At 72.8% G+C, this 17,136-nt stretch carries 21 protein-coding genes; 9 read left to right on the top strand and 12 right to left on the bottom strand.

All coding sequences use genetic code 11. The features are described from left to right. Positions 1-2 precede the first annotated feature (2 nt). Entirely contained in the window at positions 3-554 is a 552-nt protein-coding gene (locus ACNNMR_RS38895; protein WP_419999435.1) for a hypothetical protein, read from the bottom strand. A 334-nt stretch (positions 555-888) separates the two neighbouring features. Here ACNNMR_RS38895 and ACNNMR_RS38890 point away from each other — a divergent pair, with 334 nt between their 5' ends. After that, on the top strand, positions 889-1,125 hold the full coding sequence (locus ACNNMR_RS38890; protein WP_419999434.1) for a hypothetical protein: 237 nt from the start codon (positions 889-891) through the stop codon (positions 1,123-1,125). A gap of 100 nt (positions 1,126-1,225) precedes the next feature. Here ACNNMR_RS38890 and ACNNMR_RS38885 read toward each other — a convergent pair whose 3' ends face one another. The 4 genes from ACNNMR_RS38885 to ACNNMR_RS38870 form a co-directional block, all read right to left on the bottom strand. Next, positions 1,226-1,942, bottom strand: a complete 717-nt coding sequence (locus ACNNMR_RS38885) for an SIMPL domain-containing protein (RefSeq protein ID WP_419999433.1) — start codon at positions 1,940-1,942, stop codon at positions 1,226-1,228. 117 nt (positions 1,943-2,059) lie between these two features. Beyond that, the gene (locus ACNNMR_RS38880; RefSeq protein WP_419999432.1) at positions 2,060-2,248 is read right to left on the bottom strand and encodes a hypothetical protein; all 189 of its coding nucleotides are present in this window, start codon (positions 2,246-2,248) and stop codon (positions 2,060-2,062) included. Further along, positions 2,245-4,827, bottom strand: coding sequence for an ATP-dependent Clp protease ATP-binding subunit (locus ACNNMR_RS38875; protein WP_419999431.1), 2,583 nt, complete (start codon positions 4,825-4,827; stop codon positions 2,245-2,247). Before ACNNMR_RS38875 ends, ACNNMR_RS38880 begins: the two co-directional genes overlap by 4 nt. Positions 4,828-4,881: 54 nt before the next feature. Then, a complete protein-coding gene (locus ACNNMR_RS38870) occupies positions 4,882-5,631 on the bottom strand; it encodes a hypothetical protein (protein ID WP_419999430.1) in 750 nt (249 codons plus the stop codon). 105 nt (positions 5,632-5,736) lie between these two features. Here ACNNMR_RS38870 and ACNNMR_RS38865 point away from each other — a divergent pair, with 105 nt between their 5' ends. Then, positions 5,737-6,156 (top strand): CBS domain-containing protein, encoded by a 420-nt coding sequence (locus ACNNMR_RS38865; RefSeq protein ID WP_419999429.1) that lies wholly within the window; start codon positions 5,737-5,739, stop codon positions 6,154-6,156. 92 nt (positions 6,157-6,248) lie between these two features. On the opposite strand, the gene snpA is transcribed toward ACNNMR_RS38865, so the two are convergent. Next, a complete protein-coding gene (snpA, locus tag ACNNMR_RS38860; protein WP_419999428.1) occupies positions 6,249-6,920 on the bottom strand; it encodes a snapalysin in 672 nt (223 codons plus the stop codon). Between the two features lie 128 nt (positions 6,921-7,048). Between snpA and ACNNMR_RS38855 the strand changes: the two genes are divergently transcribed. Beyond that, the gene (locus ACNNMR_RS38855; RefSeq protein ID WP_419999427.1) at positions 7,049-7,996 is read left to right on the top strand and encodes a LysR substrate-binding domain-containing protein; all 948 of its coding nucleotides are present in this window, start codon (positions 7,049-7,051) and stop codon (positions 7,994-7,996) included. A 144-nt stretch (positions 7,997-8,140) separates the two neighbouring features. On the opposite strand, the gene ACNNMR_RS38850 is transcribed toward ACNNMR_RS38855, so the two are convergent. After that, on the bottom strand, positions 8,141-8,650 hold the full coding sequence (locus ACNNMR_RS38850; protein WP_419999426.1) for an ANTAR domain-containing protein: 510 nt from the start codon (positions 8,648-8,650) through the stop codon (positions 8,141-8,143). A gap of 77 nt (positions 8,651-8,727) precedes the next feature. Between ACNNMR_RS38850 and ACNNMR_RS38845 the strand changes: the two genes are divergently transcribed. Continuing rightward, the gene (locus ACNNMR_RS38845) at positions 8,728-9,312 is read left to right on the top strand and encodes a TetR/AcrR family transcriptional regulator (protein ID WP_419999425.1); all 585 of its coding nucleotides are present in this window, start codon (positions 8,728-8,730) and stop codon (positions 9,310-9,312) included. A gap of 21 nt (positions 9,313-9,333) precedes the next feature. Here ACNNMR_RS38845 and ACNNMR_RS38840 read toward each other — a convergent pair whose 3' ends face one another. Next, a complete protein-coding gene (locus tag ACNNMR_RS38840) occupies positions 9,334-10,494 on the bottom strand; it encodes a PAS domain-containing protein (protein WP_419999424.1) in 1,161 nt (386 codons plus the stop codon). A 115-nt stretch (positions 10,495-10,609) separates the two neighbouring features. Here ACNNMR_RS38840 and ACNNMR_RS38835 point away from each other — a divergent pair, with 115 nt between their 5' ends. Beyond that, on the top strand, positions 10,610-11,290 hold the full coding sequence (locus ACNNMR_RS38835) for an ANTAR domain-containing response regulator (RefSeq protein WP_419999423.1): 681 nt from the start codon (positions 10,610-10,612) through the stop codon (positions 11,288-11,290). Positions 11,291-11,360: 70 nt separating this feature from the next. Continuing rightward, positions 11,361-11,588 (top strand): DUF6458 family protein, encoded by a 228-nt coding sequence (locus tag ACNNMR_RS38830; protein ID WP_419999422.1) that lies wholly within the window; start codon positions 11,361-11,363, stop codon positions 11,586-11,588. Between the two features lie 96 nt (positions 11,589-11,684). Here ACNNMR_RS38830 and ACNNMR_RS38825 read toward each other — a convergent pair whose 3' ends face one another. Next, positions 11,685-11,858, bottom strand: a complete 174-nt coding sequence (locus ACNNMR_RS38825; protein ID WP_419999421.1) for a hydrophobic protein — start codon at positions 11,856-11,858, stop codon at positions 11,685-11,687. Positions 11,859-11,893: 35 nt separating this feature from the next. Continuing rightward, on the bottom strand, positions 11,894-12,169 hold the full coding sequence (locus ACNNMR_RS38820; RefSeq protein ID WP_419999420.1) for a WhiB family transcriptional regulator: 276 nt from the start codon (positions 12,167-12,169) through the stop codon (positions 11,894-11,896). 209 nt (positions 12,170-12,378) lie between these two features. On the opposite strand from ACNNMR_RS38820, the gene ACNNMR_RS38815 reads away from it, so the two are divergent. Together ACNNMR_RS38815 and ACNNMR_RS38810 are read left to right on the top strand one after the other, a co-directional pair. Next, positions 12,379-13,770 (top strand): peptidase C39 family protein, encoded by a 1,392-nt coding sequence (locus tag ACNNMR_RS38815; RefSeq protein WP_419999419.1) that lies wholly within the window; start codon positions 12,379-12,381, stop codon positions 13,768-13,770. Positions 13,771-13,821: 51 nt separating this feature from the next. After that, positions 13,822-14,364, top strand: a complete 543-nt coding sequence (locus ACNNMR_RS38810; RefSeq protein ID WP_419999418.1) for a GNAT family N-acetyltransferase — start codon at positions 13,822-13,824, stop codon at positions 14,362-14,364. Here ACNNMR_RS38810 and ACNNMR_RS38805 read toward each other — a convergent pair. Then, on the bottom strand, positions 14,361-15,299 hold the full coding sequence (locus ACNNMR_RS38805) for an SDR family oxidoreductase (protein WP_419999417.1): 939 nt from the start codon (positions 15,297-15,299) through the stop codon (positions 14,361-14,363). The genes ACNNMR_RS38810 and ACNNMR_RS38805 overlap by 4 nt on opposite strands. A gap of 132 nt (positions 15,300-15,431) precedes the next feature. On the opposite strand from ACNNMR_RS38805, the gene ACNNMR_RS38800 reads away from it, so the two are divergent. Then, positions 15,432-16,319 (top strand): helix-turn-helix transcriptional regulator, encoded by an 888-nt coding sequence (locus ACNNMR_RS38800; protein WP_419999416.1) that lies wholly within the window; start codon positions 15,432-15,434, stop codon positions 16,317-16,319. Here ACNNMR_RS38800 and ACNNMR_RS38795 read toward each other — a convergent pair. Continuing rightward, complete coding sequence (locus ACNNMR_RS38795; protein WP_419999415.1) at positions 16,262-17,125, bottom strand: GNAT family N-acetyltransferase; 864 nt, start codon at positions 17,123-17,125, stop codon at positions 16,262-16,264. The two genes, ACNNMR_RS38800 and ACNNMR_RS38795, sit on opposite strands and share 58 nt — an antisense overlap. Between the last annotated feature and the right edge of the window lie 11 nt (positions 17,126-17,136).

Here is a 17,136-nt window from a genome sequence, read left to right as displayed (position 1 = left end):
CGTCAGCAGGTGGCCTGATACCCCGCGCTACGGACCGCGCGCACTGCGCTTTTGCCGTCCCCGCCCTTGCTCGCCACCTCCGCCTGCGCCTGCCACGCATGCGCACACGACGCGCGGAGCTCCGCCTGCCCGGCCGGCGCGGTCCACGCCGCCTCGCGGATGCGGGTCAGGCGGTTGGCGGAGCCGTCGGGGTTCAGGGCGGGCGGAGTTGCGCTGCGGGGTGGCGCCGGTACGGGCGTGAGGACGCACGCGTCCAGGGTGGCGGCGGGCCGCTTCACGCCCGGGTCCTGGCGTACGGCACACCAGGCGCACAGCCCGAGCAGCCGCCCGTCGCTGAAGCGGGCCCGCACCTGCACGTCGATCATCGCCCCGCCTGGGACGGATGGCACCGCCGGGGTCGAGGTGTCGACGGTCTTCCACACGTCGCTGTCGCGGCAGGCCGGCGGCGGCACGGCCCGCACCGGCCCGGCCGCATGCGGCCGGCCGGCCTCGCCCTGCCCCTCCCCCAGCGACCCGACGAACCCACCACCGGCGAAGCCGACGATGAGCGTCATGGCGATCGGGCCGCCGAAGCGACAGATCCTCGACCACAGCCGGTGCGGCAACGCATCACGCCGACCGCCGATGCGTGTGCTCCGCTGTCGCGGCGCCCGCGTGCTTTCGAGCACGTCATCGCAGCCGAAATCCCCCATGCGCCCTCCCGAGTTCCCCCGCAGTCCTGCGGGAAAGGCCAGGCTGCTTTCCTACCACCGCACGGGCAGGTGTCCGACTGATTGCATATTTCAGCAATTCACCGCCTGGGCGAAGCCGGGTGGGTTTCAGGGGCCGCTGCCGGGCTACCGGGAGTGGGACCGCTACCGGCCGGATTCTTACGGAGGGAAGCACCCCATGACCCAGACCCCGGAGACGGGTCACATCACGGGCACGAAGGACAAGGACTACAACCTCGTCTGGTACGTCGAGGCCTGTCTGAGCAATGCGCTGCGGCTGGAGACCTACGTCAAAGACGCGGAGCGCGACGGCGACACCGAGGCCGCCGAGCTCTTCACCAAGGCGCAGGCCGACAGCCGCAAGGGCGCGGAGCTGGGCAAGCAGCTGCTCCTCACCCGCCTCGGCAAGGCCTGATCGCCACCAACCGCCCATCACGCCGCCGCCCCACCCCCGGGGCGGCGGCGTCGGAACGGGGAGAGAACGGGGCGTGGAGCGGCCCGCCGGGTGAACCGGGTCAGTCCAGCCGGTATTCGGCGCTCACCGTCACATCCGAGGTGATCTCGCCTTCCGGGACCTCGAGCTTTGACGCGTCTGCGGCCTCCGGGGCCGCCACGCCGATCGACTGCGGGGAACCGCCGCCGCCCTCCTTCAGACTGACCAGCGGGCCGAGTTCGTTGCCGCTCAGGGCGGCGTACTGCTCGGCCTTCGCCTGGGCGGTGCGGTAGGCGTCCTCGCGGGCCTCCGCCTCGATCTGGTCGTGGTCGGCTGCGTCGAAGCTGACGCTGTTCACGCGGGCCGCGTCGCCGGCGGCGTCGGTCGCGGCCTGCACGACCTCGCCGGTGGTGTCGATGTCGCGGACCCGGACGGTGAACGTCTGCCCGGCTTCGTACCCGATGACCTTCGAGTCGCCGCTCTTTTCGTCGTACACGGCCCGCAGCGAAAGCCCCTGCGACTGCACGTCCTTCTTCGCCACGCCCTCGTCGCGTACGGCCGCCAGCAGCTCGCTCGAAGCCTTGGCCATCGCCTCCTCGGCCTGCTTCGCGGTGTCCCCGCGCGACTCCACGCCGATGCTCAGGATGGCGAGGTCGGGCTTGGCGGTGGCGGTGCCGTTGCCGGTGACGGAGATGGTGGCGGGGTCGGGAGCCACGGCGGCGGCCGGGGTGGCGGCGGTGAGGGCGGTAGCCGCCACGAGAGCGGCGGCGGCGGTGATTCCACGGACTCGAAGGAGCATGCGGTCATCGCAGCACGCCCCCGCCAGGTCACCCGCCTGCCACTCCGCACCCCACCCGGCCACTCCCCCGCCTGGCGGCGGCCTTTCCCGCCCCCCACGTGGCGGCTGCCCTCTCCCCTACGCCGGTTCCGGCTCCGGCGGCACCGGCGCCGGCTCCGGCGGCACCGGAGGCCGGCTCGGGTCAGGGCCCGGCGCGGGCTCAGGCACCGGCTTCGGTACGGGCGGGCCCGGCGCCGGGTCCGGGTGGCCGGGGCCGGGGACCGGTGGGGTGGGTTCCGGGGGTACGGGGATGGGGGGCTCGGTCACGGTGCCTCCTCCTGTGGAGCGGGGTCGGTGGTCTCGAAGTCGAGGCTGTCATCGCGGGCGTCCACCCGCACCCGCGCGCCCGCCCTGATGGAGCCTTCCAGGAGGAGCCGGGACAGCGGATTGCCGACCTCGCGCTGGATGGTGCGGCGCAGCGGGCGAGCGCCGTATTCCGGCTGGTAGCCGCGGGCCGCGAGCCAGTCGATCGCGGCGGGGGTGAACTCGACCGTCACGTCCTGGGCGTGGAGGCGGCGGCGGGGGTCTTCCAGGAGGAGGTCGGTGATGCGGCGGAGCTGCTCCTGGGTGAGCTGGCGGAAGACGACGATCTCGTCGATGCGGTTGAGGAATTCGGGGCGGAAGTGGTCGCGCAGCGGCCGCAGGATGCGCTCGCGGCGGGCCGCCTCGTCGGCCTCCGTATCGGACGGGCCGAAGCCCAGCGCGCTGCGCCCGGTGACCGCCTCGGAGCCGAGGTTGCTGGTCATCACGACGACGGCGTTCGTGAAGTCGACCGTACGGCCCTGGGCGTCGGTCAGCCGGCCGTCGTCCAGGACCTGGAGCAGGATGTTGAAGACGTCCGGGTGCGCCTTCTCCACCTCATCGAGGAGCAGGAGGCTGTACGGGTGCCGGCGCACCGCCTCGGTGAGCTGCCCGGCCTCCTCGTGCCCGACGTAGCCCGGCGGCGCCCCGACCAGGCGGCTGACGGTGTGCCGCTCCTGGTACTCGCTCATGTCGAGGCGCACCATCCGCTCCTCCGCCCCGAACAGCGCCTCCGCGAGCGCCCGCCCCAGCTCGGTCTTGCCGACGCCGGTCGGCCCGAGGAAGAGGAAGCTGCCGATCGGCCGGTCGCCGCCGGCCAGGCCCGCGCGGGAGCGCAGCACGGCCTCGGCGACGGCGTCGACGGCCTCGTCCTGGCCGATCACCCGCTGGTGCAGATGCCCGGCGAGGCCGAGCAGCCGCTCCTTCTCCTCCTGGGTGAGGCTGGCGACGGGGATGCCGGTCTGCCGCGAGACGACCTCGGCGATGTCCTCGGTGGTGACGGTGGCGTGGCCGTCGCCGGGCTCGCGCTCCTGGGTGCGGCCGTCCTCGATGCGGGCGCGTACGTCCGCGATCCGGTCGCGCAGCTCGGTGGCGCGCTCGTACCGCTCGTCGGCCACCGCCTGGTCCTTGTCGCGGGTGAGCTGCTCCAGCTCGCGCTCCAGGGCCCGGACGTCGGTGCCGCGGGTGTGCGAGCGCAGCCGGACGCGCGCGCCTGCCTGGTCCATCAGGTCGATGGCTTTGTCGGGGAGGAAGCGATCGGTGAGGTAGCGGTCGGAGAGTTCGACGGCGGCGAGCAGCGCCTCGTCGGCGTAGCGGACCTGGTGGTGGGCCTCGTAGCGGTCGCGGAGGCCGCGGAGGATCTCGGCGGCGTCGGCGGGCGACGGCTCGGGGACGAGGATGGGCTGGAAGCGGCGGGCGAGGGCGGCGTCGCGCTCGATGTGCCGGCGGTGTTCGTCGACCGTGGTGGCGCCGATGACGTGCAGTTCGCCGCGGGCGAGGGCGGGCTTGAGCATGTTGGACGCGTCCATCGAGCCGCCGTCGGAGCCGCCGCCCGCGCCGACGACCGTGTGCAGCTCGTCCAGGAAGACGACGAGTTCACCGGTGTGCTCGCGGATCTCGGTGATGATGGTGTTCAGCCGCTCCTCGAAGTCGCCGCGATAGCGGGTGCCGGCGACCACGCCCGCCAGGTCGAGGGCGATGACGCGGCGGCCGAGGAGGATGTCCGGTACGTCGCCGCCCTCGATCCGCTGGGCGAGGCCCTCGACGATCGCGGTCTTGCCGACGCCGGCGTCGCCGATCAGCACGGGGTTGTTCTTGCCGCGGCGGGAGAGGATCTCGACGGCCTGCTCGATCTCGTCGCCGCGGCCGATGACCGGGTCGATGCGGCCTTCGCGGGCCAGGTCCGTAAGGTCGCTGGAGAACTTGTCGAGGATGGGGGTGCCGCGATCGCGCGGGGTGTCCGTGGCCGGCGGTGCGCCTGTGGCGCGCTGCGGCATGAAGGCTTCCGGCCGGTCGGCGGCGCCGTGCCGCGGCGGCCCGAAGTGGGCGGCAGCCAGAATGCGGCCCGCGGCCGAGTCGGGGTTGGCGGCCAGCGCCGCGAGTACGTGCTCGGGGCCGATGTACGTGTCGCCGGCGGCGCGGGCCAGCTCCGCGGAGTCCAGCAGCGCGCGCTTCACGGCCGGGGTGACGGAGAGCGCTCTGCGGCTGGGCGCCCGCGCTTCACCGGCGTCCTTGGCCCCCCTCCGTTCATCGATCTCGGCGGCGATCGCATCGGGATCGGCGCCGGCGTCCGTCAGCAGCGAGCGGGTCGGCTCCTGGGCGAGGGCGGCACGCAGCAGATGCTCGGTGTCGAGGTCGCCGAAGCCGCGGTTGGAGGCGTACGTGATGGCGCCGGACACCAGCTGCCGCGCCGGCTCGCTCATGAGCCGCGTGATGTCGACCTGCCGCGGCCCACGCGCGGCCGCCTGCCCACCGCCGCCGAGCAGTCGGGCCAGGAAGTCGCCGAAGGGGTCGGAGGAGCCAGAGGGGCCGAACGGATACGTCATGCCTGCCGGGTAGCCCGCCCGGAAGGCACTGAATCACCTCACTACAAGGCGCGATCACACCGCCCGGCACAGCACCGGCATAGCCCCGGTCCGGTTGGCCAGCAGATTGCCCATCACGAAGCTGCGGAAGCTGGGCTGGGCGAACTGGCGCAGGGCGTAGTACGGCAGCGGGCCCCTCAGGCGGGCGTGGTTGACGAAGGCGAAGTCGGCCTCGCCCGGCTCCAGCGGCTCCAGGACCGTGGAGTTGTCGACCCCGGCGTGGTCGATGAACCAGGTCGCAAGGTGGTCCCACAGCTCCAGCGCGATGGCCGGGTCCTCGGCGACGAAGTGGTTGAAGAGGAACAGACCCGGCAGCGACTTGTCGACGTCCGCGACCGCCTTCGCGCAGCGCGCCGGCGTCTCGCGCACGTCCGTGGCGGCCGAGCTGAGGATGTTCGACACCTCTTTGTACGGGCCGCTGTCCCGCACCGCGGGCAGGTCGCCCGGACTGCCCGCCTCCACCAGCACCGCGACGTCGAAGCGGGCCGGCTTCACGCCGGGCGCGGCCGCGAAGTCGCGCGGCGGGGGTGCGACGACGGTCCGGTAGACGGTCGCCCGCTGGACCGGGCCGAGGCGGCGCAGCTCCCGTACCGCCTCCTTGACGTGGGTCAGCACCCGCGGGCGCTCCTGGGACCTGGCCGGCACCGGGCGGCGGCCCGACGGCGGGGCGATGCTCGCGGTGAGGTAGAGGTAGCCGTACGGAGGCGGCGTGACCAGGGGTGCGGGGCGGTGTTTCGGGCCGGCGTTGACGATCTGCAGGTCCATGACGGGCCTCCTTGGCAGCCGTGGTTGTGCGGCGCGTACCCGCCGCGCGCGCGGGTACTCGGCCGGTGCCCGGAGATACGCCGTTTCCAGAAGGGAGCCACCGCCATGGAGCAGCAGGTCCGCTCCGTCATGACCAGCGTCCCCGTCGCCGTGGGCGCCCTGACCGCCGTGACCGAGGTCGCGCACCGGATGCGGGCGGAGGACATCGGTGCCGTGCTCGTCATGGACGGCGGGGAGTTGCGAGGGGTCGTCACCGACCGCGATCTCGTCGTCCGTGTCATCGCCGAGGGCATGGACCCCGGTGAGACGACGGTGATGTCCGCGTGCAGCGCGGATCTTGTCACCGTGGGTCCCGACGAGCCCGCCGCCCATGCCGTCCGGCTGATGCGCGAGCACGCGCTGCGCCGGCTGCCGGTGGTGCACGGCGGCGAGGTGGTCGGCATCGTCGCGCTGGGCGACCTGGCCGTGGGCCGGGACCCGGAGTCCGCGCTCGGCGCGATCAGCGCGGCCGCGCCCAACCGCTGAGGGAAGCGGAGCTGATGCCGGCGAGCAGTGCTGCCGGCGTCCCGTGCGTAGCGTGGGAGGCCCGGGACGCCGGCGGTAATTGGGGGAAGGGGTCAGGCGGCCTTGGTCACGCCGTCCTTGAAGCGGTCGAGGGCGGCGCCGAAGCCGTTGACCCAGAGCTGCTCGACGCGGGCGCGTTCGTTGGCGTCCGGCTGGGAGTTGGTGCAGGACGGGCCGGGGCCGCCGCCGGACATGAGCTCGCTGCAGGGGCCCTCGTAGTGGTCCGGGAGGCCGAGGACGTGGCCCGTTTCGTGGGTGGTGACGCGCGTCGAGTCGTACTCCTGGTTCTGCGCGTAGTCGAGGAAGATGTAGCCGCTGCCGTGGCCGTCCGTGGAGGCGTACGAGCCGCGCGGGTCGTTGCCCTCCCGGTAGCTGAAGTCACCGCCGGAGCCCGCCTGCAGCTGCACGTTCTGCACGGAGCTGTTCCATATCTGGGCGCTGCGGTCTATCTGCGCCTTGAAGGTGGGCGCGGCGGACGCGTCGTACGTGATGGTGACGGCCTGCGCGTCCGGGTGCGCGGCGCGCTTCTTCGCCACCTGCTTCCAGACGGCCTCGAAGAACGCCTTGTTGGCCTTGGCGTTCTCCTTGGACTTCTCGTACGTGATGTACGACGGGGTGGCGCCGGCGTCCGTGATGGGGGCCGCGGAGGCCGATACCGTACCTACCGCGGAGACGGCCAGGCCGAGGCCGAGGGCCGCCGCGAGGGCGGACTTGGTGACTCTCATGTGGACTCCTACTCGTGTGGGGCGAGCGGTCATCCGTGAGTGTGGAGGAAGCAGAGCCTGATGTGATGATGGCAACTGGCGATAACTCCGGGCTATCAGCATCGTGTTGACCGTTCTACGCTGCCCGCATGGAGCTTGAGGTGAGGCACCTCCGCGCCGTGTGCGCCATCGCCGACACCGGCAGCATGCACAAGGCGGCCCGCCAGCTCGGCATGAGCCAGCCGTCGCTGACCACCCAGCTCCGCCGCATCGAGGACAGCCTCGGCGGCCGCCTCTTCGCCCGCGAACGCACCGGCTGCCGCCCCACCCCGCTCGGCCGGGTGCTGCTCAGCCGGGCCCGGCCGCTGGTCGCCGAGATGCGGGAGCTGGTGGCGGAGGCACGCGCGGCGGCATGGCGCGAGAACGGCGGCGCGGAGCTGCGGATCGGCGCCACCGCCAGCCGCGCGATCGCCGGCTGGCTGCGGCGGCTGCGGCTGCGCCGCGCGCCCGCGCAGACCTCGCTGCAGATGGATGTGTCGGCGAGCGCGCTGCTGCGGCTGGTCCAGGACGGGCAGTTGGACGTGGCGTTCGTACACGAGGTGGAGGGCTGCCCGCTGCGGGTCCCGGACGGGCTGCGGTTCCGGGAGCTGCTGTCGCGGGAGCCGCAGTTCGTGGCCGTCGCGGCGGACCATCCGGCGGCGGTACGGCCCGCGGTGCGGCTCGCGGAGCTGGCGGGCGACACATGGATGGTGGACCCGACGGTGGAGGGCGAGCGGGAGGGGCTGCTGCGGGTGCTGCGCGCCGCCGGGCTACAGCCGCGCGTCCTGCACGGCGACTACCTCACGGCCTTCAACCTGGTCGCGACCGGCGAGGTGGTCACGGTCTGCCAGCCCAGCGCCCAGCCCCGCCCGAACGTGGCGATCCGCCCCCTCGAAGGCGACCCGCTGGGCGTCCGGCTGCTGCTGGCGGCGCGCTCGGAGGCGGAGCTGGACGAGGTGTACGCGGACCTGGAGGCGGCGTACTGGGAGGCGGCCCGCGAATCGTCCGTGTACTGGTCGCTGGCCGCGGGTGCCGCGGCGCTTCCGCAGGGACACTGAGCGGAAAGGCCCCTGAGCAGAGCCGGGGCCCGGCTTCGTACCGCAACCCGATCGTGAGGTTTAACGGCATCCCGGGCAGGCCACCCGTGCGGCGAGGCCCTCCCGCTCGAGGGCGCCCGGAGGGCCAGGCGCCGGACGGTTGAGTCAACAGCCCCCGGCGCCGTCGCTCGTCCGCTGCCGTGCGATGGCGTCCTTCAGCGCGCGGCCGATCGGCTCCGGCATCGGCTCGCCGCCGGTGGTCGCCACGACGGCCTCGGCGATCCAGTGCAGTTTGATGTTGGAGTGCTGGGAGGCCTCGCGCAGGATCTCCCAGGCCACGTCGGCCGTGCAGGACTCGGCCGCCATCAGCACGCCGCGCGCCTGATCGATCACCGGGCGCCGCCGCAGCGCCTCCCGCAACTGCTCCACCTGCGTCGCCAGCGGCGGATCCGCGCTGTCGGCCGCGCCCTCGTCTGGGGGCCCGAGTTCCGTCATGTCGAGAACGACATGGTCGACCTGACGCGGTAACGCAGCGATCGCCTGGGACAGGACCTCGCCGGTGCCGTGGCCGAGCTCGCCGGACAGGGCCAGCACCGCCTTGCGGCCGTTGATCTCGCTCTCAACTCTCAAGGCGGGCCCGTTCGATGAGTTCGACAGGTCTGTCTTGGAGGACATGCGCATACGATGCCAGCGGACAGACAGGTCTGTCTACCGCCTGTTACGGACAGTCCCGCGCCCCTAAGCTGGCGTTCATGCGTTCAGAAGCACCCGCCCTCCAGGCCCGCCAGGAGCCGCGGGAAAGGATCCTGGACACGGCCTACGAGCTCTTCTCGCACCGGGGGATTCGCGGCGTCGGCGTGGACGAGGTGATCATGAAGTCCGGCGTGGCCAAGGCCACGCTGTACCGTCACTTCGCCACGAAGGACGATCTAGTGCTCGCCTTCCTGGACCGGCGTGAGCAGCTGTGGACCCGCGACATGGTCGAGGCCGGCGCCCGGGGCCGGGCCGAGAGACCGGAGGAGCAACTCCTCGCGATCTTCGACATCTTCGACGAGTGGTTCCAGCGGGACGACTTCGACGCCTGCAAATTCACCAGCGTGCTGCTGGAGATGGGCGCGGAGCACCCCCTGGGGCAGGCCAGCATCCGTCACCTGCAGAACCTCCGTCGCCTGGTGCGCACCATGGCCGAGGAGGCCGGGCTGCGGGACGTCGAGGACTTCGCCTGGTCGTGGCTCACGCTGATGAAGGGGTCGATCGTCTCAGCGGCCGGCGGCGACCGCCGGGCGGCGCGGCGCGCGCAGACCATGGCGCGCGGACTGCTCGAGCAGCACCGCTGACCCGCGGCAGCGGGACCGTCCCTACGACACGTGCAGCGCCAGCGCGATGTGCCGGGATATTCGGTCCAGGGCGCCCGCCTCGGCCAGTTCGAAGGCGCGGCGGGGCCCGCAGCGGAGCAGGGTGAGCGCGCCTCGTACGGTGCCCGAGGGCAGCGGCAGCGGGACGCACAGCAGGGAGGTGGCGCCGGTCAGCGCCAGGACGGCCGTGCCGTCCGCGATCCGGCCGAGGGCGTCCACGTCCTCCGGACGCACCTGGAGCGCGGAGGCCCCGGCCCGGGCCGCCTCGGCGATCAGCGGGACGGTCTCCGGATCCTGGGCGGCCAGGGGCGCGGTGTCGGCGTCGGCGGTGCCGAGGACGGTGACGCGTTCCAGGGTGCGGCCGCCCGGGGTGACGTAGTCGGCGATGACCCAGTCGGCGAAGCGGCCGTGCAGCGCCTCGGCGGCGCGCGCGAGGCGGGCCTGCGGGCCGGCGGCCGCCGCCCGGAGCAGCACGGTGGCCACGTCGTCGACGAGGTCGAGCTGTTCGGCGTGCCGGCTCACCTCGGCCAGATCGGGGCGCGGACGCCGCTCCGTGCGGCCGCCTTGCGCGGCGGCCGCGGCGGCGCCGTCGTCCAGCGGCAGGAACGCGGCCATCACCACGGCCTCCGGCTCCCCCGGCGTCCGCAGCCCGGTCAGCGTGGCCCGCAGCGCGCCCGCGCCGCCCGGGCCCTGCCCCTCGGGGGTGCCCATCGCGTGTACGACCAGGCTGCGGTCGCCCTCACCGCGGGACACGGCCGCAAGCTGACTGCGCAGCGGCGCTCGGCTCTCATGCGCGAGGGAGCCGGTGAGGGTACGCCCGGTGGCGTAGCCGGAGCGCATGCCGAACAGCTTGGCGGCGGCGAAGTTGACCCGCCGGATGACCCCGTCCTTGTCGAGCAGCACCACGGCGAACGGCAGCCTCTGGTACACGCCGCGCAGCAGCGGCAGCTCCCGCGCATCACTGCTGCCCTTGCGCTTGCGCCGACCCGCGGCCAGCTCCTCGTAGCGCGGCCACAGCACGTCGGCGGCGTACCGCAGCTCGACGAGGGCGGCATCCAGAGTGGACGGCCGGGCGCCGTCGGGGAGGGAACGCGCGGCCAGCAACTCCTCCACTCTTTTACGGAAGTCGTGGAGCTCGACGCCGTACTCTTCCGCCTCGGCCATGGCTGCACCGTAACCCCCGCAAGTCCGGAGCGCTGCACTCCGGTAGATACTCCGGCCGCCCGTATCCGCCGGTGGCGGGACGTTTCCGGACGGCCTCGGCGGGAAGCCGTACGGCATGCCTGATGAGCTTCTGACAGGCACCTTGGTCGCGCTCGCGGAGCGGGCCGCGGCCTGTACGCCCGACTGCTGCGGAGCCGCGGCCACGGCCGCCGTCCCGGACGCCGGATCGGGCCCGCCGCCCACCGCCGTCACGCATCCCGATCTGACGGCGCTGGTGGCGGTGCAGTGGGAGAGCGGCGAGGGACCGATCCCGGCCGCGGTCGACTCCGGTGCCGTCGTCGGCGCCGACGACCTGCTCAGCGACCCGCGCTGGCCCGCCTTTCGTACGGTGGCGCTGGACGCCGGGGTCCGCTCTTCGGTGACGATGCCGTTCCGGCAGGACGACCTGGCGGTCACCCTCACCGTGTGCGGCTTCCGCCCCGGCCTGCTGACCAGCGTCCCCCGCCAGGCCACCACCCAGCTCGGCGACATGGCGACCCACGCCCTCGCCCAGGACCACCGCTACGAGCGGGCGGTCGCCGAGGCCGGCCAGCTCGACGAGGCGATGCGCACCCGGCCCGCGGTGGACCAGGCCTGCGGAATTCTGATGCACGTGCTGGGCTGCGACGCGGATGCCGCGTTCGCGGCGCTGCGCTCGCTGTCGCAGCGGACGAACAGCAAGCTGACCGACCTGGCGCAGGGGGTCGTACGGACGCGGGGCCGGGGCATCGAGACGGAGCTGCGCAAGTTGCGGTGATTCCGGCCGGTGCCCTGGGTACTCGGGCAGCGCCCGGAAAGCCCACCGATCGCAGGGGAGGCAACTACCCATGGGCATGGGCGCAAGCATCTTCATGCTCGCCATCGGCGCGATCCTCGCGCTCGCCGTCGACTGGCAGGTGAAAGGAGTCAACCTCGATATCGTCGGCCTGATCATGATGGCCGTGGGCATCATCGGCATCTGCGCGTACGTGAGCATCTTCAAGCGCCGCCGCATGCAGGCACCGCCGCCGGCCGCCCCGGTCATCGAGGAAGAGCACCACCGCTATTACGACTGAGGGCTGAGGCGCTGAAGATGCGGCCGGCCGGCGGCCGCCCGGGCGGGCTCTTCGTAAGAGCCCGCCCGCACGCGGTCGTGGTCGGCCGACTGCGAATTACCAGCGATACCACCGGGCTCGCCTGCCGCCTCGGGTCGGTGTCGCGCGCATCACGAATCCGAGCAGCCATACGGCGAGCACGACAATTGCCACGATCCACAGCGCCTTTAGCGCGAATCCGGCGCCGAAGAGCAGCAGTGCGAGGAGCAGTACCAGCAGAATTGCGGCCATTTGCCACACCTCCTATGCGCACCGAGTTCCCCGGATTAGCTTCCACAAGCCGCCTGTTGTGCATTCTCGGCCGCGGGATACCGCGCCCGCCGCCGCCGCAGTTGCCGCCGCTCGTCCTCGCCCAGGCCGCCCCACACACCGGACTCGGTGCCGGTGCGCAGCGCCCACTCCAGGCATTCCTCGGTCACCGGGCATTGCTCGCATACGGCCTTGGCCTGCACGTACTGTTCGGCGCCCGGGCCGGTCGAGCCGACCGGGAAGAACAGGTCGGGTTCCACGCCGACGCAGGCGGCGGACCTCCACCACTCCATCGCTGCCTCTCTTCGCGCACTCGCATCGTGCGCATCGGGTGCCGCGCCCGGGTACCCCCGCACGGGCCGCGGGAACCCGCCTCGCGGCCGCCTTCATTGGCGCGCCCAATATCGGTTTGTGCGACGCGCCGCGAACCGCTGGTTAATCCGGGCCGCGGCCAGGCATAGTCGTGCAGTGTCGTGCACCTGACGCCACGGAGGCCCCCACCATGTCCGTGACCCCCACGCGCAGAACTGTCCTCGCCGCCGCGGTAGCCGCCGCCGCGGGCTCCGCCTTCTCCTCGTCCGCCTCGGCCTCGGTCACCGCGCGGCCGCGCGGCGGGACAGCGGCCGCCGCGGCGCCCATCGACTTCCGCGGCTGGCACACGGCCGAGCACTGGGCGGAGGGCGCGGCCGACGGCGTGAAGGCGGTCGGCTCAGAACGCCCCGGCATCGCGATCGACAAGCCGGCGGGCACGCTGGAGTACAAGGACCCGCACGCGAAGAAGGCGGCGAAGGGCGCCAAGGCGGCCACCACCTGGGAGTACGCCACCTGGACCGCCCCCGCCCACACCTTCACCACCCCGGCCACCGAGGCCATCGCCTCCTGGAACGCCGACACCCCCGCCGGCACCTGGGTCCAGATCGAGCTGCAGGGCACGTACTCCGACGACACGCAGACCCCGTGGTACGTCATGGGCCGCTGGACGGCAGGCGACGCGGCCGCCGACATCCACCGCACCTCGCTCGACGACCAGTCCGACGACAAGTCCGCCATCTCGACCGACACCTTCGCCATCTCGGACCCGGCGAGCGGCCTCCGCCTGACCAAAGCCCAGCTCCGCCTGACCCTCTGCCGCACCCCCGGCACGACCGCGACCCCGACGGTCTGGCGTACGGGCGTCATGGGCTCGGCCATCCCGGACCGCTTCACGGTCCCGGCGTCGGAGCCGGGCGCGGCCGCGGGCAAGGAGCTGCAGGTCCCCCGCTACTCGCAGGAGATCCATAGGGGCCAGTACCCGGAGTACGACGGCGGCGGCGAGGCCTGGTGCTCCCCCACCTCCTCGACGATGATCCTGGAGTCCTGGGACCGCAAGCCCACCCCCGAGGATCTCTCCTGGGTCAACCCCGACTACGCCGACCCGCAGGTCTGCCACGCGGCGCGCTACGTCTACGACTACCAGTACGAGGGCTGCGGCAACTGGCCCTTCAACGCGGCGTACGCGGCCACCTACACCGGCATGAACGCCGCGATCACCCGCCTCGCCACGCTCACCGACATCGAAACCCTGGTGGCGGCAGGCATCCCGCCCATCGTCTCGATGTCCTTCTTGGCAAAGGAACTGGACGGCGCCGGCTACGGCACCGCGGGCCACATCATGACGGTGATCGGCTTCACCGCATCCGGCGACGTCATCGCCAACGACCCGGCGAGCCCGGACAACGCGTCAGTCCGCCACGTCTACAAGCGCGCTCAATTCGAAACGATCTGGCTCCGCACCAAGCGCAAGAACGACAAGGGCGAGACGGTCTCGGGCCCGGGCGGCGTCACGTACGTCTACTGGCCGACGGACGTCACCGCCGCGCAAAGGTCCGCCCTGGAGGCCGTCGGCGTCATGTGAGCAGCCCGAACAGGGTTGCCAGCGGCGCCTCCGGGCGGATAGGAAGCTCGCATGCTGCGTGGTGCCAAGATCGGGCTCAGGGCCCGGCACGAGGATGACATCCCGATTCTGCGGGCCGAGCTCTACGACGACGTGGTCAATTCCGCGCGGGCCGAAGGGGCGCCCTGGCGGCCGATGACGCCCGGGTCGAAGGATCCGCGGCTGGTGGTGGACGACAAGGAGCAGGGGCGGGTGCCGTTCTCCGTGGTGGAGCTGGAGGGCGGCACGCTCGTCGGCACGGCGACGCTGTGGGACATCGACACCCACCACCGGTCCGCGCACATAGGCCTCGGCCTGCTGCCCGCCACCCGCGGCAAGGGTTACGGCAGCGATGTCGTCGCGGTGCTCTGTCACTACGGCTTTGTCGTCCGCAGCCTGCACCGCCTGCAGATCGAGACGCTGGCCGACAACTTCGCGATGCTCCGGGCCGCCGAGCGCAACGGCTTCACGCGCGAGGGGCAGCGGCGCTCCTCGGCGTGGGTGATGGGCGAGTTCCTCGACGAGGTGATCCTGGGGCTCCTCGTCCAGGAGTGGAAGCCGGACGCGAACGGCTAGCCGACCTTGGCTCCCACCAGATCCTCCGAGATCTGCCACATGCGCTGCGCGTCCTGGGTGCTGCGCAGCCGGTCGTAGAGCTTCTGCTCGGCCGGGGCGCCGCCCATGTGCCCCGGCCCGCGCGGCCCGTAGAACCCCCCGCCCGTGGCCTCGGCGGAGGTCGCGGCGTACAGCGCTGGCAACTGCGCCGTCCGCACCGTGCCGACGATGATGCCGCGGGCGGACAGCGCCCGGATCAGGCGTACGCCCAGGGTGTCCTTCGCGCGGCCGACCTCGGGACGGGCGGCGAGCAGGCTCGTCGGGGCGACCCCCGGGTGGGAGAGGTTGCTGGTGATGCCCCAGCCCGCCGCCTTGCTGCGGCGGTCGAGTTCGAGGCCGAAGAGGCCGAAGGCGATCTTCGACTGGCTGTAGGCGCGCATGCCGTTGTACGAGCGTTCCCAGTTCAGGTCGTACCAGTTGATGGCGTTGCGGTTCGCCGCGACGCTGATCTGGGACGTCACCCGCGCCTGCCCGGCCCGTAGCAGCGGCAGCAGGTGCGTCACCAGCCCGAAGTGGCCCAGGTGGTTGGTGCCGAATTGCAGCTCGAAGCCGTCGGCGGTGGTCTGCCGGTCCGGCGGGGTCATGACCCCGGCGTTGTTGATCAGCAGGTGGATGGGGCGGTCCTCGTCCAGCAGTGTCCTGCCGAGCTCCGCGACGGAGGCGAGCGAGGAGAGGTCGAGGGCGCGCAGCGACACCTCCGCGCCGGGGACGCGCTCGCGGATCCCGGCGGCCGCGGCCTCGCCCTTGCGCGGATTCCGTACGGGCATGACGACCTCCGCCCCCGCGGCGGCCAGGCGCGTCGCGATGCCCAGCCCGATCCCGTCGCTGGCCCCGGTGACGACGGCGCGCTTCCCGGTCAGGTCGGGAACGGTGATGTCGATGTCCTGGCGTGGCATGTCTGCACTCCTCGGCGCGATGTCCTTGCCCCCACCGTGGCCCCGGCCGACAGTCTTATCCAGGACCTCTTGATCCGTGGCTAAGCGCGCCCGCGCACGCTAGAAAGGATCAGCACGAAAGGGAGCCATCGCATGGAGATCGACCGGCCCGCCCTCGCGGCGTTCCTGCGCCGCCGCCGGGAGCTCCTGCAGCCCGAGGACGTCGGCCTCCCCCGCGGCCGCCGCCGCCGGACCAGCGGGCTGCGCCGCGAGGAGGTCGCCGAGCTCTGCCACATGTCGGCCGACTACTACGCCCGCCTGGAGCGCGAGCGCGGCCCGCAGCCGTCCGAGCCGATGATCGCCTCGATCGCGCAGGGCCTGCACCTCTCCCTCGACGAGCGGGACCACCTGTTCCGGCTGGCGGGTCACCCCGCGCCCGCCCGAGGCGGGCGCGCCTTCAGCGAGCACATCAGCCCCGGCCTGCTGCGCATCCTCGACCGGCTGGGCGACACGCCCGCGGAGGTCGTCACCGAGCTCGGGGAGACGCTGCGGCAGACCCCGCTCGGCATCGCCCTCACCGGCGATACGACGCACTACACCGGCCCGGCGCGCTCCATCGGCTACCGCTGGTTCACCGACCCGGCCAGCCGCGAGCTGTACGCGACCACGGATCACGCCTTCCTCTCCCGGATGTTCGCGTCAGGCCTGCGCGAGGTGACCGCGCTGCGCGGCCCCGGCTCCCGGGCGGCCCACTACGCCGAGCTGCTGCGCACCCGCAGCGCCGAATTCCGCACGCTGTGGGACAAGCAGGAGGTCGGCATCCGCCCGCAGCACATCAAGCGCTTCACCCACCCGGAGGCCGGCCCCCTCGAACTGCACTGCCAGACCCTCCTCGACCCGGACCAGTCGCACCTCCTGCTCGTCTACACCGCGGTCCCGGGCAGCGAGAGCCACGACCGGCTGCGCCTCCTCGCGGCCGCGGATCAGCGGCGGCAGAGGTCCCGGTCCGCCGGCAAGGAGGTGAGTCCCGCCGCGCGATAGGCGGCGACGGCAGGCGTGTTGGAGCTCGGCGTGCACACCGTCACGCTGGACGATCCCATGTCCCGCAGCGCGCCGGCCGCGGCGTGCGTGATGGCCTTGCCGTAGCCGCGACGACGCTGGTCCCGGTGGACGCCCATCGGCTCGATCAGCCCTGGCCTGCCGGGACCCGCCGACCACACCGCCACCGCCGCGACCGCCTCGCCCTCCTCGTTACGGGCGAGCAGGCTGCGCGCGTCGGCGTACGGCGGCTCCGCCGCCATCGCGTGCCAGCGGTCTGCGGAGAAGGTCGACCCGTTGAACGCCGACCGCACGACCGCGGCCCACTCCTCCGCCTGCTCAGGCCCGGCCACCTCGATGCGTACGCCGGGATCCGGCACCGCGCCGCCGAGGTCACCCCGGAAGGGCGCCCACGGCTCGTCGCGCTCCCAGCCGCGTTCGAGCAGCAGCTCCGGTACGAGCTCGCCCGCCCGCACCTCGACGCACACCTTGCCCTCGCCGAACACGCCGTGCTCGGGCGCCACCACATCCGCCACCACCTGCCGCGCCAGTGCCGCATCCCCCACGGCCGCCGGCGCGATCGCCATCCGCAGCACATCCGCCCCGTCCAGCAGCCCGACCGCCAGCACCTCCCCGCCCCGGCCCCAGGTCCGCAGCGCCGCCGCCGCCCGCTCCGGCCCGTACCGGCAGAACCACCCCACATCCCCGGGGTGCAGCTGCACGGGCCCGCCCTCCTCCTGCCACTCCCCCAACGACCGGACCACACCACCGAGTTCGCCGGCCCCCGGCACCCGCATCACGATGCTCATCCACCGATCCT

Source organism: Streptomyces boninensis, assembly GCF_048572725.1.
Classification (GTDB): Bacteria; Actinomycetota; Actinomycetes; order Streptomycetales; family Streptomycetaceae; genus Streptomyces; species Streptomyces boninensis.
Note: the sequence above shows the minus strand (reverse complement) of the source record. Positions and strands in the feature narration are given on the sequence as shown.